The organism is Fulvivirga lutea, assembly GCF_017068455.1.
Classification (GTDB): domain Bacteria; phylum Bacteroidota; class Bacteroidia; order Cytophagales; family Cyclobacteriaceae; genus Fulvivirga; species Fulvivirga lutea.
Genome location: NZ_CP070608.1, coordinates 671,847 through 686,673 on the forward strand (window position 1 = coordinate 671,847; position 14,827 = coordinate 686,673).

The 14,827-nt window shown below is 36.9% G+C and carries 15 protein-coding genes; 8 read left to right on the plus strand and 7 right to left on the minus strand.

Going from position 1 to position 14,827, the window contains the following annotated elements; all coding sequences use genetic code 11:
• The first annotated feature begins 32 nt into the window (after positions 1 to 32).
• On the plus strand, positions 33 to 1,310 hold the full coding sequence (locus JR347_RS03240) for a TerB family tellurite resistance protein (RefSeq protein ID WP_205722618.1): 1,278 nt from the start codon (positions 33 to 35) through the stop codon (positions 1,308 to 1,310).
• On the opposite strand, the gene JR347_RS03245 is transcribed toward JR347_RS03240, so the two are convergent.
• The 3 genes from JR347_RS03245 to JR347_RS03255 form a co-directional block, all read right to left on the minus strand.
• A complete protein-coding gene (locus JR347_RS03245) occupies positions 1,285 to 2,304 on the minus strand; it encodes a TerC family protein (RefSeq protein WP_205722619.1) in 1,020 nt (339 codons plus the stop codon). The genes JR347_RS03240 and JR347_RS03245 overlap by 26 nt on opposite strands.
• 176 nt (positions 2,305 to 2,480) lie before the next feature.
• Complete coding sequence (locus JR347_RS03250) at positions 2,481 to 2,888, minus strand: Fur family transcriptional regulator (protein WP_205722620.1); 408 nt, start codon at positions 2,886 to 2,888, stop codon at positions 2,481 to 2,483.
• Between the two features lie 21 nt (positions 2,889 to 2,909).
• Positions 2,910 to 4,706 (minus strand): ABC transporter ATP-binding protein, encoded by a 1,797-nt coding sequence (locus tag JR347_RS03255; protein ID WP_205722621.1) that lies wholly within the window; start codon positions 4,704 to 4,706, stop codon positions 2,910 to 2,912.
• Between the two features lie 137 nt (positions 4,707 to 4,843).
• Here JR347_RS03255 and JR347_RS03260 point away from each other — a divergent pair, with 137 nt between their 5' ends.
• On the plus strand, positions 4,844 to 5,758 hold the full coding sequence (locus tag JR347_RS03260; protein WP_205722622.1) for a universal stress protein: 915 nt from the start codon (positions 4,844 to 4,846) through the stop codon (positions 5,756 to 5,758).
• Here the strand turns inward: JR347_RS03260 and JR347_RS03265 are convergent.
• Both JR347_RS03265 and gpmI read right to left on the minus strand, forming a co-directional pair.
• Positions 5,755 to 6,324, minus strand: a complete 570-nt coding sequence (locus JR347_RS03265) for a hypothetical protein (protein ID WP_205722623.1) — start codon at positions 6,322 to 6,324, stop codon at positions 5,755 to 5,757. The two genes, JR347_RS03260 and JR347_RS03265, sit on opposite strands and share 4 nt — an antisense overlap.
• Complete coding sequence (gpmI, locus tag JR347_RS03270; protein WP_205722624.1) at positions 6,321 to 7,844, minus strand: 2,3-bisphosphoglycerate-independent phosphoglycerate mutase; 1,524 nt, start codon at positions 7,842 to 7,844, stop codon at positions 6,321 to 6,323. The genes JR347_RS03265 and gpmI overlap by 4 nt, the downstream gene beginning before the upstream one ends.
• 97 nt (positions 7,845 to 7,941) lie before the next feature.
• Here gpmI and radA point away from each other — a divergent pair, with 97 nt between their 5' ends.
• Both radA and JR347_RS03280 read left to right on the plus strand, forming a co-directional pair.
• Positions 7,942 to 9,306: a DNA repair protein RadA gene (gene radA / locus JR347_RS03275; RefSeq protein WP_205722625.1), complete on the plus strand. Its 1,365-nt coding sequence runs from the start codon at positions 7,942 to 7,944 to the stop codon at positions 9,304 to 9,306.
• A gap of 5 nt (positions 9,307 to 9,311) precedes the next feature.
• A complete protein-coding gene (locus JR347_RS03280) occupies positions 9,312 to 9,917 on the plus strand; it encodes a DUF2179 domain-containing protein (protein ID WP_205722626.1) in 606 nt (201 codons plus the stop codon).
• Here the strand turns inward: JR347_RS03280 and JR347_RS03285 are convergent.
• Positions 9,894 to 10,805 carry a 1-aminocyclopropane-1-carboxylate deaminase/D-cysteine desulfhydrase gene (locus tag JR347_RS03285; RefSeq protein ID WP_205722627.1) on the minus strand — a complete coding sequence of 304 codons (912 nt, stop codon included), beginning with the start codon at positions 10,803 to 10,805 and terminating at the stop codon, positions 9,894 to 9,896. The genes JR347_RS03280 and JR347_RS03285 overlap by 24 nt on opposite strands.
• 1 nt (position 10,806) lies before the next feature.
• Positions 10,807 to 12,099 carry an amidohydrolase gene (locus JR347_RS03290; protein WP_205722628.1) on the minus strand — a complete coding sequence of 431 codons (1,293 nt, stop codon included), beginning with the start codon at positions 12,097 to 12,099 and terminating at the stop codon, positions 10,807 to 10,809.
• Between the two features lie 59 nt (positions 12,100 to 12,158).
• On the opposite strand from JR347_RS03290, the gene JR347_RS03295 reads away from it, so the two are divergent.
• Genes JR347_RS03295 through JR347_RS03310 form a run of 4 tightly spaced genes read left to right on the plus strand, consistent with a single transcriptional unit; the run spans position 12,159 to position 14,822 of the window.
• Positions 12,159 to 13,046 (plus strand): sterol desaturase family protein, encoded by an 888-nt coding sequence (locus JR347_RS03295; protein ID WP_205722629.1) that lies wholly within the window; start codon positions 12,159 to 12,161, stop codon positions 13,044 to 13,046.
• Positions 13,043 to 13,363: a Rieske (2Fe-2S) protein gene (locus JR347_RS03300; RefSeq protein WP_205722630.1), complete on the plus strand. Its 321-nt coding sequence runs from the start codon at positions 13,043 to 13,045 to the stop codon at positions 13,361 to 13,363. The genes JR347_RS03295 and JR347_RS03300 overlap by 4 nt, the downstream gene beginning before the upstream one ends.
• Before the next feature lies 1 nt (position 13,364).
• Positions 13,365 to 13,790 carry a VOC family protein gene (locus JR347_RS03305; RefSeq protein ID WP_205722631.1) on the plus strand — a complete coding sequence of 142 codons (426 nt, stop codon included), beginning with the start codon at positions 13,365 to 13,367 and terminating at the stop codon, positions 13,788 to 13,790.
• A 12-nt stretch (positions 13,791 to 13,802) separates the two neighbouring features.
• Complete coding sequence (locus tag JR347_RS03310) at positions 13,803 to 14,822, plus strand: transferase family protein (RefSeq protein WP_205722632.1); 1,020 nt, start codon at positions 13,803 to 13,805, stop codon at positions 14,820 to 14,822.
• The last annotated feature ends 5 nt before the right edge of the window (positions 14,823 to 14,827 follow it).

Here is a 14,827-nt window from a genome sequence, read left to right on the forward strand (position 1 = left end):
ATATTGTTAACTATTTCTCGTAAATTTTCAAAATGAATCCGTCTAAATCAGGTTGGTTAAGTCAGTTTATTGATTTCAAATTGGCAAATTTTTCTAAGTCTTCAGAGTACAAGAAGATGCATAAAGGGAAACATCCCGATCAATCTTTCTATGGACTTATTCAGCCTACTGGTATTATGTATGGCTATCCTGTTGGCCTTTTTGGTATTGAAAATGAACCACATTGGACTGATTATGAAAAAACCAAAGTACTGCTTGCGGATAGTTTAATAAATGTTGCAGAACTGTATTCAAATAAGGCGGCAGAAACAGAGGAACAATTTCTTCAGTTAATTGAAAACACCTTAACTAGTATTACGGAATTTTATAGGGGTGTTTACCCTGAAATTGCAGTAAGTAGTAAAACCTGGTTGGGTAAAAAGAAAACAGCGTATGAACTGGCAGAACAAGCCATTGAAAAACGTGTATCATTAACCGGAACCAAGGCATCTAACTTTTGGTCATCATTTTTTAGCCGTAGTCAACTGTTTCTTGATGTTTATATTTTCGGGCAGTGGACGCATACTAACCCTGACAATATCTTACTAGAATTTTTTAAGGGTGAAAAAGAAGAACTAAGCTTTACATCCGTTAAGGTGATTGCTGCTGCTGCACATGCCAATGCTCAAATTGAAGATGAAGAACGAAGCCTATTCGAGCACTTTCTTACAACCACTAACCTACCTGCCGAAAAGCGTAGAGTAGCTCAGGAATATTTTGAACATGGCATGGGCATACAGGAAATTCCTATTCAGGAATCTGATCCCTGGCTTATCCGTAAATTTTTCCTTGAACTTTCTGCTCTTACCATTTGGTCAGACAAGAAAGTGGAGGATGCCGAAAGGGAATTTTTAGAGTCGTTTAGTGAATCTTTAGGATTCAATTCCGATGAGTTTGAGGTGAGCTTAATTGCCGTTGAAGGATTTTTACTGCAAAATTGGGCTCAGCTAGATCAACTACAAGGTAAAATTAATTACAAGGCTGTTAGCGATGAGTATATTGATCTCTTAGTAAAAATGTCAACGGCCCATTTATCGAAAATTGAAAATATGGTAGCTGAAGATTACACACTACTTGCGGCCATTAAAAAAGGCAGTTCTAATGAACTTTCTGAAGAAGATAAAAAGCTAATTAAAAGCAAGTTTCTGAATATTCTACAGAGTATACCAAATTTCAGAGTTGTGATGTTGCCTGATGAATTTTTGAGTTATGATAACCTGCTTAGAGTAATTCCTAAGGAAACAATTACGAGAGTTCTTTCTCAGGATTAATAATATCCGATTCCAAATTTTCCGATGAATCTGAATCATCTTTATCTTTACCTTTTTCAGGTATTATTAAAGACATAATAATTGAACCTGCCAGCACCACAATAATTACCAAAAAGCTTAGTGCTATTGGCACCTCAATATGTACTATTTCTAACAGCATTTTGGCGCCAATAAATATCAAAACAAAAGAAAGGCCCTTTTGTAAAAGATAGAATTTATCAATGATACCAGCTAACAAAAAGAACTTAGCTCGTAAACCCAGCACTGCGAATATATTAGAGGTATAAATCAAAAATTCGTTTTGCGTAATGGCAAAAGCTGCGGGAATTGAGTCAACTGCAAAAATCAAATCCGTTGTTTCAATAAGTATGATTACAAGGAAGAGAGGCGTGAAAAGTAGCTTTTTATTTTCAACCACAACAAACCTTCCTCCATGGTCATCGTCAGTTACATTAAGGTACTTTTTTGCCAACTTTAAGATAGGGTTCTTACCAGGATCAATATCATCCTCTTCGTCTTCAAAAAATATTTTTATACCAGAATAAACTAAGAACACACCAAAAATGTAAAGGATCCAGTAAAACTGACTGATCAAATATGCCCCTAAAAAGATGAAAATGGCTCTGAATACTAGGGCCCCTAATATCCCCCAAAATAGAATGTTGTGATAGTAAATTTCTTTTACAGCGAAATACCTTAGAATAAGAAGGATTACGAAGATATTATCAACTGATAAGGCGTACTCTGTCAGATACGCAGTAAAAAATGTTAACGATGCATCAGCACCATCTCCATAAACATAAATAAGGTAGCCAAAGGAAACTGAAACCACCACCCAAAAAATAGATTGATAAAGTGCAGATTTAGTTGAAATTTTGTGTGCACTTTTATTTAGAACTCCTAAATCGATTATCAGGAATACAACAATTATTATCCCAAATAAGGTAAAAAGGACTGTGTCGTGAGAGCCATTAAAAAGCGATATCAGTAGCATCAAAGGGAGTAACTATTCATTACAATTATTTTCAATTTATTTAATAAATTTTTGGTTGCAAGGTAAATTAGTTGGCAATCACCTTTGTTCAGCTCGTAAAAATAATAAATTAAATTTTAGCTGAAAGCTTACATGAGTGGTTTATTACTGGTTTAGATAAAAAAGTAACCCTTTTTTTAACTGCAATCTTTACAGGTTCCCTGAATCAACAGGTTTTTTTCACTGATATTATAGCCCTGTGGTAGTTCAATAGCAGGGATTGCTATTTTATCCAAGCATAAGGTTTGCCCACAATTTTCACATTTAAAGTGCACATGTTCATGATTATGGTGGTCTTCTGCACATTCGTTACAAAGTGCATATTTCGTGCCTCCCTCATCGTCAAGCACTTTATGAACCAGGCCTTTGTCTAAAAATGTTTTTAGCGTTCTATAAACAGTCACTCTATCATGAGAGTGATCTACTTGTTTTTCTATTTCTGATTGCGCCAGCGCCTGAGAAGAGTTTAAAAGTAAATTCAACACCTCATTCCGACAAGTTGTCGACTTCAAATTATGACTTACTAATACTTCTCTCGCCTCCATGTTTTAAAAGTAAAGAATTTTCTAGTTCAACTGAAATTGCAACTTAGAAAGGTGCGTATAAACCCCGTCATTATTTGAATACAACTCCTCATGTGTGCCCCTTTCGACAATCTTACCATCCTGCAATACAAATATTGTATCAGCTTTCCTTACTGTTGCCAGTCGGTGAGCAATGATAATTGTTGTTCTACCAACCACTAACTCATCTAAGGCTTGCTGTACTAAATGTTCAGATTCCGCATCCAAGCTGCTTGTGGCTTCATCCAATACCAAAATGGCTGGGTTTTTTAAAATTGCTCTTGCTATTGCAACGCGTTGTCTTTGACCACCGGAAAGTTTTACGCCTCGCTCGCCCACCAGCGTTTCCAGCCCATCAGGAAATCTTTGAATAAATTCCATGGCATTGGCCTTTTCAGCTGCTTCAATGATTTCCTGTTCTGTAGCTGATGGTCGGCCATAGGCTATATTTTCTTTGATCGTTCCACCAAATAAAATTACTTCTTGCGGCACCATTCCTATATTGCTACGTAAATGGTCTAATGGATAATCATTGACACTCTGGCCATCAACTAGAATGTTGCCTGACTGAACTTTATAATAGCCTGACAATAGCTGAATAATAGTTGATTTACCTGCACCACTCGGTCCTACTAAAGCCACTTTCTTACCTTCTTCAATTTCGAAGCTAATATTATTTAGTACACTCAGTTCTTTTCTGGTAGGATAAGAAAATTGGACTTTATCAAACACTATTTCACCTTTTAAACGGGCTGATTCGTTTGATGCGCTTTCCCACTCAGGCTCTTCATTTACTATTTCCAGTACCCTCTCAGATGCCCCAATGGCTCTTTGTATTTGACTATAAATATCTCCTAAGCCAGCTATAGATCCACCAATAAAAGTGGTATACAAAACAAATGAAAGTAAATCTCCAACGCTCATACTTCCATTTTGAACGAGAGTGGCTCCAAACCACATCACCGCCACAATTCCTCCAAACAATGCAAAAATTACGAATGAAATAAACCCTCCTCTGTAAGTAGCTGTTTTTAAAGCAATAGCTACTGTTTCATTAAGGTTTTTAGCGTAGCGTTTCGTTTCAAAAAGCTCATTGGTAAATGCCTTCACCACGTGAATTGCTTGCAATGATTCCTCTACAATAGTATTTGCTTCCGCCAGCTTATCCTGAGTTTGCTTAGAGAGTTTTCTAATTGACTTACCAAAGATTAGCGCACTTAATACTAAAACCGGAAAAGTGAGCAACATAAAAAGTGTAAGTTTTGGAGCAATATAAAATATTACTCCTACTCCGATAATTAAAGTGGCCGTTTGGCGAAAAAGCTCTGCTAGTGTAGTGCTAAATGTATCTTGTAACATTGACACATCGGAAGTAATGCGGCTAATCAGTTCGCCTACTCTTCGTTTATCAAAAAATGTGGTAGGAAGCATCACCATCTTGCTAAAAACTGAAAGCCTAACATCGGCCATAGATCGCTCACTCACCTGTGCAAAAAGAAAAACTCTAAAAAACGAAAAGATGCTTTGAAATAGCAGAACCCCTACAAGAGCTATCGCAATGTGATTGACCGAATTTATGGCCCAGGGTTTTCCTGATGCAACATCCATTAGTTTACCAGCCAAAAAAGGAAAAACAAGAAGAGTGGTGCTGCTAAACAACAGACAAATCATGCCGAGAATGAATTTATTCTTATAAGGTTTGATATAAGAAAATATCCCGAAAAGCTTGTTGAAGTTTTGTTTGTTTAGAGCTCTTTTCTCCTCTTTTTCAAGTGGTTCACTCCTTCTATTTTTCGCCATAGATGCTCTCAAATGAAAGAGCAAATTTATCTACAATGACCCTGAAAGACTAATTATTATCAAAATTCTCAGAATTGCCTTTTAGACTTATCGTTTACTATATTTTCATTTATCTTTAAACAAATATTTAATATACTATGCATCCTATCAAAAGAGTACTTGTAGCATTAGATTTAACGGATATCGATCAATACGTAATTTCCTATACTTCATTGCTAACAGAGGTTTTAGGTATAGACAAAGTATACTTCTTGCACGTTGCCGAAAATCTAGAGCTTCCGAAAGCTATTGTAGAAAAGTATCCTGGATTAATGGCTCCTGCCGATGAATCTTTAGAAGACATTATAAAAGACAAACTATCTCAATATTATAAAGGTGAAGCAGAAACATCTGTTGAAGTAATGGAGGGTAATGCAGAAGATAAAATTCTGAGATGGTCTAAGATTAAAGAAATTGACCTGATTGTTGTTGGTAAAAAGAGCTCACTCAAAGGAAGTGGCCTTTTGCCAAATAGACTTGCGAAAATTGGTCATTGTTCACTACTGGCCGTTACGGAAAAAATGCCACCAAAATCCCTCACAAAAATTCTTGTCCCAGTAGACTTTTCGTCATCTTCTAAGTTTGCTCTAAAGGAGGCTCTCGGGTTAGCTAAAAAATCGAAGGCAAAAATTATATTGCATAATACATACAAAGTGCCTTGGGGTTATCATTCTACTGGAAAAAGCTATGAGGAATTTGCTGATATTATGAAGCAAAATTCTGAAAAAGATGCACGTAAGTTTATGAAAGAGTTAGGCGTTGAAAATGAGAGCTGTAGTATATCCCTCGTTTTAGATAATGACGATGAGCCGTCTGACAAGATTTATTCAGACGCCAACTCACATAATGCTGACATTATTGTTATGGGCTCAAAAGGTAGAACCGGGCTAGCCAATATACTTTTAGGAAGCATTGCTGATAAAGTGCTGATGCGCAAGGGAGATATTCCTGTGTTAGTTGTAAAAAATAAAAAACAAAACCTTGGAATATTAGAGGCTTTGATGAGAATTTAATGCATCAGTCTTGCGTCAACTTTAAAAACTATAGAGTCTTGCAATATCATTTTTTGGTAGCCCCTCAAAGAATATGAGGTAAGCACCGTTTGTCCATCGAACTCATCAAACTCAAGCTTTATCTTCTTGGATGATTTAAAAATACTATTCGACTCTTTACTCATTGCGCTTATAATTCTAATATTCTCAGGTTTATCTAAATAGTAAATTCTGAATTTTCTAATTCTTAGATTGTCTTCATTGGCAGAATAGTCTATCACTTTTAAATTACTGTTAATATCATCTACCACTTTTCTGTTATACCTACCTATTAATGCAGGTTTATTGATATCTAAATCGCGCATAAACTCAAACTCATTGGCCCACCCCAAACTGTCCAACTTAATTTCATTAGAGGCTGTATCATTACCTACAATTGCGCGTTTTCTTAACGTCACATCTTCATTTTGCAATAACTCTGATTGTTTATTCAGAAGGCTATCTAATGAAAAATAAGCCGAAGTCTCTCTGGGAGCAATCTCCTTACAGCCAACGATCAGTATAATTCCAAGGATTAGTTTTCTCATTTTACTAGAACGTCTCCTGTCATCTCATCTGGCTTTGCAACACCCATAAAGTGTAAAATAGTTGGGGCTAGGTCCCCAAGTTTGCCATCCTTAACTTCACCTTTAAAGTTTTTGTCTACAAAAATACATGGTACAAGATTAGTAGTGTGGGCGGTGTTAGGCGAACCATCTGGATTTATCATAACATCTGAATTTCCATGATCTGCAATAATGATGGTCATATAATCATGCTCAAGTGACTTTTTTACTACGGTTTCAGCACAACTATCTACTGTCTCGCATGCTTTTACCGCTGCTTCAAATACCCCCGTATGCCCAACCATATCTGGATTGGCAAAGTTTAAACAGATAAAATCGGGCTGGTTAGCATCAATGTCTTCCACAATTTTATCCCTAATATCAAATGCGCTCATTTCTGGCTGTAAGTCATAAGTAGCTACTTTTGGAGATGGACATAAAAGTCTTCTTTCACCATCAAATTCAACTTCTCTACCTCCTGAGAAGAAAAATGTTACATGAGGATATTTCTCTGTTTCAGCTATTCTAACCTGTGTCTTTTTATTATTTGCCAATACCTCACCTAATGTGTTTTCCAGGTTATCCTTTCCGAAAACAACATTTACGTTTTTAAAAGTATTGTCGTAGTTAGTCATGGTAACATAGTGCAGATCCATTTTATGCATACTATGCTCCGAAAAATCCTGTTGCGTTAGTGCCTGAGTAATTTGTCTTCCTCTATCAGTTCTAAAATTAAAACACATCACTACATCCCCTTCTTCAATTGTTGCCACCGGACTGTCAGTTCCATTTGTTACTACCAGGGGTTTTATAAACTCATCGGTTTCGCCAGCCTGATAGGCCATCAAAAGTCCTTTAATAGCTGTATTCACTTTTTTCCCTTCACCTTTTACCATCAGGTCATAAGCAAGCTTAACCCGCTCCCAACGGTTATCTCTATCCATAGCATAATATCGACCTATGACTGAGGCAATTTTACCCGTAGTTCTTCCAAGGTGTGCTTCAAGATCATTAATATAGCCTTCTCCTCCTTTCGGGTCGGTATCTCTTCCATCCATAAATGCATGAATGAAAACATCCTTGAGCCCTCTTTCTGCTGCTAATGTGCAAAGCCCTTTTAAATGATTAAGGTGGGAATGAACACCACCATCTGAGACTAAACCCATGAAGTGAATATTTTTACCTTTCGACTGAGCATATTCAAATGCCTCATTGATTGCCTCATTATCATTTATGGTGCCTTCCTCAAAAGCAAGGTTTACCTTAACAAGGTCTTGGTAAACCACTCTCCCAGCACCAATATTCATGTGCCCCACTTCTGAATTACCCATCTGTCCTTCCGGTAAACCCACAGCCATGCCCGATGCCTGAAGTTTACAGTTAGAATATTTTGGATATAAAGAATCCATAAATGGTGTTTTGGCTTTGGCAATTGCAGAAACTTCAGGGTTAGTACCTAAGCCCCAGCCATCCAATATCATTAAAAGTACTTTTTTACTCATTGTAGGTCATTTAAAGTGGCAAAAGACGTGAATTTTCATTTGGCTAACAACTAATACCCTGTTTTGACTAATTTTGATTTTCTTAAAAACTTTCAAATTGGCTAAAACAAAAACTATATTTTTCTGTCAGAATTGTGGATATGAATCTGCGAAATGGTTGGGCAAATGCCCATCATGCAATGAGTGGAACACTTTTGTAGAAGAACTTCAGCAAAAAGCTACGAAAAATGACTGGAGCCCTTCTGAGAAGAAAAGCAGCCCTAAGCCAAAGGCGCTCAAAGAAATTACAGCAGAAAATAGTGCCCGAATTAACACTACGGACAGCGAGCTTAATCGCGTTTTAGGCGGTGGTGTGGTACCCGGATCAGTTATTCTTATTGCAGGGGAGCCTGGAATTGGAAAGTCTACTTTAATGCTTCAAATAGGTCTTTCGATAAACGCCAAAGTACTTTATGTATCGGGGGAAGAAAGTGAGCAGCAGATAAAAATGCGAGCTGACCGGATGACTGAAAAAATAAAAGTGAACTGCTTTATCCTGGCAGAAACCAGTACTCAAAATATTTTCAAACAAGCCGAAGAGTTCGCTCCCGAGTTGATGATCATCGACTCTATTCAAACATTGCATTCCAATCAGGTAGAATCGGCAGCGGGTAGTGTATCGCAAGTGAGGCAAGCTACCGGAGAGTTAATTCGTTTTGCCAAAGAAACCGCCACACCGCTATTTCTGGTTGGCCATATTACTAAAGATGGAGCCATAGCAGGCCCAAAAGTACTAGAGCATATGGTTGACACCGTTTTACAATTTGAAGGCGATAGGCATCTTACTTATCGTATTTTAAGAACAACAAAGAATCGTTTTGGCTCAACTTCTGAGTTAGGCATTTATGAGATGATGGGTAATGGGCTTCGTGAAGTAAGCAATCCATCAGAAATTTTGATATCACAGAAAGAAGGTGATATTAGTGGCGTAACTATTGGTGCAACCATTGAAGGAAATAGGCCTTTAATGATTGAAATACAATCTTTAGTAAGCACTGCGGCCTATGGCACTCCGCAAAGAAGTTCTACTGGCTTTGATGCGAAACGGTTAAATATGCTATTGGCAGTATTGGAAAAACGATGCGGTTTTAGGCTAGGCTTACAAGATGTGTTTCTTAACATGGCTGGTGGTATTAAAGTAGAAGATCCGGCTATCGATTTGGCGGTTTGTTGTTCTATTATTTCTTCATTGGAAGAAATCTCCATTTCAGATAAATCTTGCTTTGCTGCTGAAGTAGGATTAGGAGGCGAGCTTAGAGCGGTAAATCGACTAGAAAATAGAATTGGAGAAGCAGAAAAGTTGGGGTTTGAAACTATCTATATTTCGAAATATGGATTAAAAGGAATTGATACAAAGAAGTTTAAAATTCGAATTGTATCTTGTTCTAAAATAAATGATGTGTTTAGCGAACTGTTTGGTTAATAATTATGGAATTATTTTTCGAGTCTCTTGGAATAGATAATGAAACATTTGGGTTGATAGTTGTTCCCATTCTCATATTTCTAGCCAGAATTTTAGATGTATCTATCAACACCGTAAGAATCATTTTTGTAATGAGTGGTAAAAAATATATCGCCACCGTTATGGGGTTTTTAGAATCATTGATATGGCTTTTGGCAATAGGGCAAATTTTTCAACATATGGATAATGTGTATTGCTATATAGCCTACCCTGCAGGTTTCGCTGGTGGAATTTTAATTGGTATGTTGATTGAAGAAAAAATTGCCTTGGGTAAAGTAATTATAAGAATAATTACTGCTGAAGATTTAGAGTTAATTATCGCGTATTTGAATAAACATCAATTTCGATTTTCAATTGTATCAGCGGAAAGTAATGAAGGCAAAGAAAATCTGTTGTTTGCCGTTCTAAAAAGAGACCATGTTCCTTACATGCTTGACGAAATCAGCAAGCATTTGCCTAAAGCATTTTATACCATAGAATCTGTAAAAAGCGCAAGTGAGGCTGGTTTAATGGTAGAAAAACCAAGTCGAAGAGGAATTGGCGCGTGGTTAACTTCTGTCAGAAGAAAGTAAAGCTGTTCTACCCTGAAGTCCTCCAGTATGAATAGCTAAAATTTTTGTTCCTGATTTGAAATAACCTGTTTGGATCAAATCATTTATTCCGTACATCATTTTACCGGTATACACCTGATCGAGTAGAATTGAGTAATCTCTTTCAAATTGTTTGATAAACCTTATCAGCTCATCGTTAGTCTTTGCGTATCCACCAAAGTGGTAATTGGTATTAATTCCCCAGTTTTTCTTTTGCGTGCCTTTATAGTTGTAGACTAAGTCTTCAACATCTTTTGCCAAAAACTCCCCTTTTAAAGATGAAAACCCTAGAATCTTCTGGTGATCCTTGCTGCTAACAATAAGTCCGCTTAATGTTCCTCCGGTGCCAGCAGAGGTACAGATATAATCAAACTCTTTTGTACTATTATCAAGAATTTCAGTACACCCTTTAATAGCTAAAGAATTTGTCCCTCCTTCTGGTATTAAATAAATGTCGCCAAGCTCATTGTTCAGTTTCTGTATAAATTCTGACCCTGATTTTTTACGGTATTCTTCTCTAGAGACAAACTTCAGCTGCATTCCGTTTTCAATAGCAAATTGCAGAGTCTTATTTAATGATTTATTGGCTAATTCTTCACCTCGTATAATGCCAATTGAAAGAAAATCGGCCTCTTTTGCGGCTGCAGCTGTTGCGTATATATGGTTAGAGTAAGCTCCGCCAAAAGTTGCTATAGTTTTTAAACCTTTAGCCCTGGCTTCCTCTAAATTATATTTAAGCTTGCGCCATTTGTTGCCTGAAACAAATGGATGAATCAAATCTTCTCTTTTTATGTAAAGTTCAACACCTTTTTGTTGAGCTACTTTAGATTTAATCCTTTGAATAATAGGTTCTTGGTGGATTTTAAGCATTTTACTGCTCCATTTGCATATAATCCAAAGTTAGGTTGAGCATGGCTTTTAATCCGGTAAGCATAGCTGCTTCTTCCGGATTAAATTCTGGTGTGTGATGACCATCAATTAACCCTCCTGACGGATTATCACCTCCTGCACCTACAAAGAAATATAGGCCTGGGATTTCTTCCTGGAAGTATGAAAAGTCCTCGGCAGGTGTTATTGCCTTTGTATTATATAGCAACTCCGGTTTTGTAGATTTTGCTAAACTAGGGAGCATTTTAGCCATAAGCTCTGGATCGTTATAGGTTAATAATGCATTACTTTCAATCTGCACTTCTGCTGTAGCTCCTGCAATCTCAGCTATATTTTTTGCTGTGGATTCAATTTTCTCCCAAATCATTTTTTGAGTAGGCTTATCTAGTGTTCTTATCGTTCCAACAATTTTGGCTTCTTCTGGAATTATATTAAATCGCACGCCTGCCTGAACTATCCCAACGGAAATAACTGCGGCCTCTTTCGTTAATTCCACATTTCTGGAAACAATATATTGCAGACTATTGATGATTTGCGCAGCCACCGAAATAGGGTCTACAGACGACCACGGCTTAGAACCATGTGATTGTTTTCCCTTTATATTAATTTCAAAACGATCTGAAGCGGCCATAATTCCTTCTGATTTATAGCTTATTTGCCCCGTATAAGAACCTGCGTCAATATGCAGTCCAAAAATAGCTTCTACATCCGGGTTTTTTAAAACGCCTTCTTTCACCATAAGTGATGCACCACCTTCCTCCCCTGGTGGCGGGCCTTCTTCAGCAGGTTGAAAAATAAACTTCACAGTTCCCGGCAAATCCTTTCTCATTTCAGATAGAATCTTTGCTGCGGCCAGCACAATGGTCATGTGCATATCATGTCCACAAGCATGCATAACCCCAGTATTGTTGCCATTAAACTCGGTGGTTACTTCAGATGCAAAAGGTAATCCTGTTCTTTCGGTAATAGGCAACGCATCAATATCCGCACGAAGCGCTACAACAGGGCCTGGTTTACCGCCTTTTAATATGCCCACAACACCAGTTTTGGCTATTCCCGTTTGCACTTCAATTCCCATAGCTTTGAGCTCAGCTGCAATCTTTTTTGATGTATTCACCTCTCTATTCGATAATTCAGGATTTTGATGAAAGTGTCTCCTCCACTCAACCATTTTAGGTTCAGCACTTTTTGCCATTTCTATTGCTTTCGAATTAAGGTCATTTTGTGCTGATAAAGAAAATGGAATAAATAAGAGCAGGATAATTAGATATTTCATGTTTCGTATTATTTTTAATTAGTTTGCTGAATGGGTAATTTCGAAGTTTAATTTACGACATGCAGAAAGAAAAATTCACCTTAGAGCAGGTTTTAAATATGGACTTGCCAAACATCATTCTTTACGCAGCACCAGTAATGTTTATTTTGGTAGGGTTAGAATGGTATTTTAGTTACAAAAGGAAACAAAACTTTTATGATGCAAAAGATACGTTAGCAGCAACAACAATAGGTCTTGTTAATGTAGCAATTAGCGCAGCTATCAAAGTAGTTACATTTAGCATCATACTTTACTTTTATAATGTTGTGCCATGGTCTATTCCTGCAACCTGGTGGTCATTTATTTTGTGTTTAATATGGATAGATTTCTGGAGATATTGGGCGCACAGAATTGCACACGAAAATAGATTTTGGTGGGCAACACATGTTACACATCATAATTCAGAAAAATATAATTGGTCCGTTTCTTTCCGCCTCGGTTGGACACAGCACATTAAAATAGTATTTTTTATTCCAGTAGTGCTAGTTGGTTTTCACCCTGTTGTGTTTTTCATCTGTCATCAAATAGAAGTACTCTACCAATTCTGGATTCATACGGAATACATCAGAAAGTTGCCCAGGCCAATAGAATATGTTTTTACAACGCCTTCACATCATCGGGTACATCATGCTAGAAATGAAAAGTATCTGGATAAAAATTATGGCTCTACCTTTATTATCTGGGATCGCTTATTCGGTACTTTCCAACCGGAAGAGGAGCAAGCTGATTATGGCATTACCAAGCCCGTTAATTCTTACAACCCAATTACATTATGCTTTCATGAATGGGCCGATATTGTAAAAGACGTTAGAAACTCAAGATCACTTAAAGAGGCATACACGATGGTATTCGCCAGGCCAAGTAAGTTGGAGTTGAAAAAAAAGGAGTTCGAGAAAGTTAAATTATGAAATGGGTTAAAATTTTTAACTCGCTGAATGAGGCTAAAGAACGAATGGCTAACAAAACGCCAATTAAAATTACCGTAGGGAATAAAGTTTTATGTGGTGTAAGAATTAATGACAACCTTCATGTTTCCACGAACAAGTGCCCGCATAGCGGTGCCGCTTTAAATGAAGGGAGGGTAAATCATCTTAATGAAATTATATGCCCTTTACATAGCTATAGGTTTAATTTATTGGATGGTCGTGAGGCCAATAGTCAATGTGCTGACTTAGAGATTTTCCCAGTTAGAATAAAAGAAGATGGCGTATATTTAGCATTGTAATATGGATTCTCTAAACCCTTTTCATTTAGCTTTTCCCGTTAAGGATCTTTCCGAAACTTATAAATTTTATACGGATGTATTAGGTTGTGCTACAGGTCGTAGGTCAGATCATTGGATAGATTTTGATTTTTTCGGTCATCAAGTGGTGGCGCATTTAAAACCGGAAGTGGTTTCTGAAAATAAAACGAATGCCGTAGATGGCGAAAATGTTCCTGTCAGACACTTTGGTGTTATTTTGGAATGGCAGGATTGGGAAAAGTTAAGTGAAAGACTGAAAAGCATTAATATAACTTTTATAATCGAGCCTCAGATTCGATTTAAAGGTAAGCCAGGAGAACAGGCAACCATGTTTTTCTTAGACCCAAGCGGTAATGCGCTAGAATTCAAGGCTTTTAAAGATAAAAGTCAAATATTTGCTACTGAGTAGCGTTGCATTAAAATGATCAAAAAAGGTTTTTCAATACTATTATTAGTTATCTCCTTCATATCTGGAGGAATGTCTCAGGAAAGAGAGTTTTTCAAGAGATTGGAAAATTTAACTATAACTGAAGGCCTTCCCAAGGAGATATTATCGTCAAAAACTGTTGTTCTTGTTAAGGTGCCTTATAAATCTAAATCTCCGGAAATTCGCGGTGAGTGGAAATCCATAACAGAAGTTGCTCAGAAAGGCTTTAAAAAATCAGGCATTGATGCCGTAGCATATTATTATATAGATGATATAATGAGTGGACCAGAAGCTTATCATGTTTTCTTAGATGCTTTTGACGATAGGAACCTTTCGCATGCTGCTATCCTTGAATATGATGGAACAGAATATTTTTTAACACTCTTAAAACTTCAAGACAGGCAATATCTAATTAAAGAAAACCAGGAAGCCTGGCAAATGAAAGGTAAAGATTTAAAAAACATGATGGAAGACTTGTATAGACAGGCAGCAAATTCCAGTCTGGAAAAATCAAACCTATTAATTATAGAAACTCCTGAATACGGTCAGATTGTTGAAGTACTTGACGGTAGAAGATCAGATTTTTATGATCTTAACTTCTCATCAGACAAATTAGCCGTTCCCATGTTTGCCGATACTGCACAAATAAGTCAAGTTATGAAAGAATACCCTTACGAATGGGGTTTTGTTGAAGAAAACATAGATGAAAAAGAATTAAGAAAGAACGGTTATCAATATATTTTGTACTTTGTTCATTCTTCGGCTAAATCAGTGAAGGATATGCTGGAATATGAATACAATTCAAATGAAACCGCCTTTGTTAGCGAAACAATATCAGACGGAAAGTCCAACATAACGTCACAGAACATTAATGCTAGTGTTTATAAATTCTATATAAAGCATATCTACTCCAAAAAGAACTTCATTGGTAAGCGTTGGGATGCTGGTTATACCTGGCAAGAGGGCCTATCTAATTACATCATCAATTTGAGAAATGAGTTGATTAGAAATTGATTGAT

Bases quoted from the DNA above. Each gene is read 5' to 3' on its own strand.
- JR347_RS03265 (WP_205722623.1), bottom strand. From the start codon at position 6,324: ATGAGAAAACTAATCCTTGGAATTATACTGATCGTTGGCTGTAAGGAG.
- JR347_RS03240 (WP_205722618.1), top strand. From the start codon at position 33: ATGAATCCGTCTAAATCAGGTTGGTTAAGTCAGTTTATTGATTTCAAA.
- JR347_RS03305 (WP_205722631.1), top strand. From the start codon at position 13,365: ATGGATTCTCTAAACCCTTTTCATTTAGCTTTTCCCGTTAAGGATCTT.
- JR347_RS03280 (WP_205722626.1), top strand. From the start codon at position 9,312: ATGGAATTATTTTTCGAGTCTCTTGGAATAGATAATGAAACATTTGGG.
- JR347_RS03290 (WP_205722628.1), bottom strand. From the start codon at position 12,099: ATGAAATATCTAATTATCCTGCTCTTATTTATTCCATTTTCTTTATCA.
- JR347_RS03245 (WP_205722619.1), bottom strand. From the start codon at position 2,304: ATGCTACTGATATCGCTTTTTAATGGCTCTCACGACACAGTCCTTTTT.
- JR347_RS03285 (WP_205722627.1), bottom strand. From the start codon at position 10,805: ATGCTTAAAATCCACCAAGAACCTATTATTCAAAGGATTAAATCTAAA.
- JR347_RS03250 (WP_205722620.1), bottom strand. From the start codon at position 2,888: ATGGAGGCGAGAGAAGTATTAGTAAGTCATAATTTGAAGTCGACAACT.
- JR347_RS03310 (WP_205722632.1), top strand. From the start codon at position 13,803: ATGATCAAAAAAGGTTTTTCAATACTATTATTAGTTATCTCCTTCATA.
- JR347_RS03295 (WP_205722629.1), top strand. From the start codon at position 12,159: ATGCAGAAAGAAAAATTCACCTTAGAGCAGGTTTTAAATATGGACTTG.
- JR347_RS03300 (WP_205722630.1), top strand. From the start codon at position 13,043: ATGAAATGGGTTAAAATTTTTAACTCGCTGAATGAGGCTAAAGAACGA.
- JR347_RS03260 (WP_205722622.1), top strand. From the start codon at position 4,844: ATGCATCCTATCAAAAGAGTACTTGTAGCATTAGATTTAACGGATATC.
- JR347_RS03255 (WP_205722621.1), bottom strand. From the start codon at position 4,706: ATGGCGAAAAATAGAAGGAGTGAACCACTTGAAAAAGAGGAGAAAAGA.
- gpmI (WP_205722624.1), bottom strand. From the start codon at position 7,844: ATGAGTAAAAAAGTACTTTTAATGATATTGGATGGCTGGGGCTTAGGT.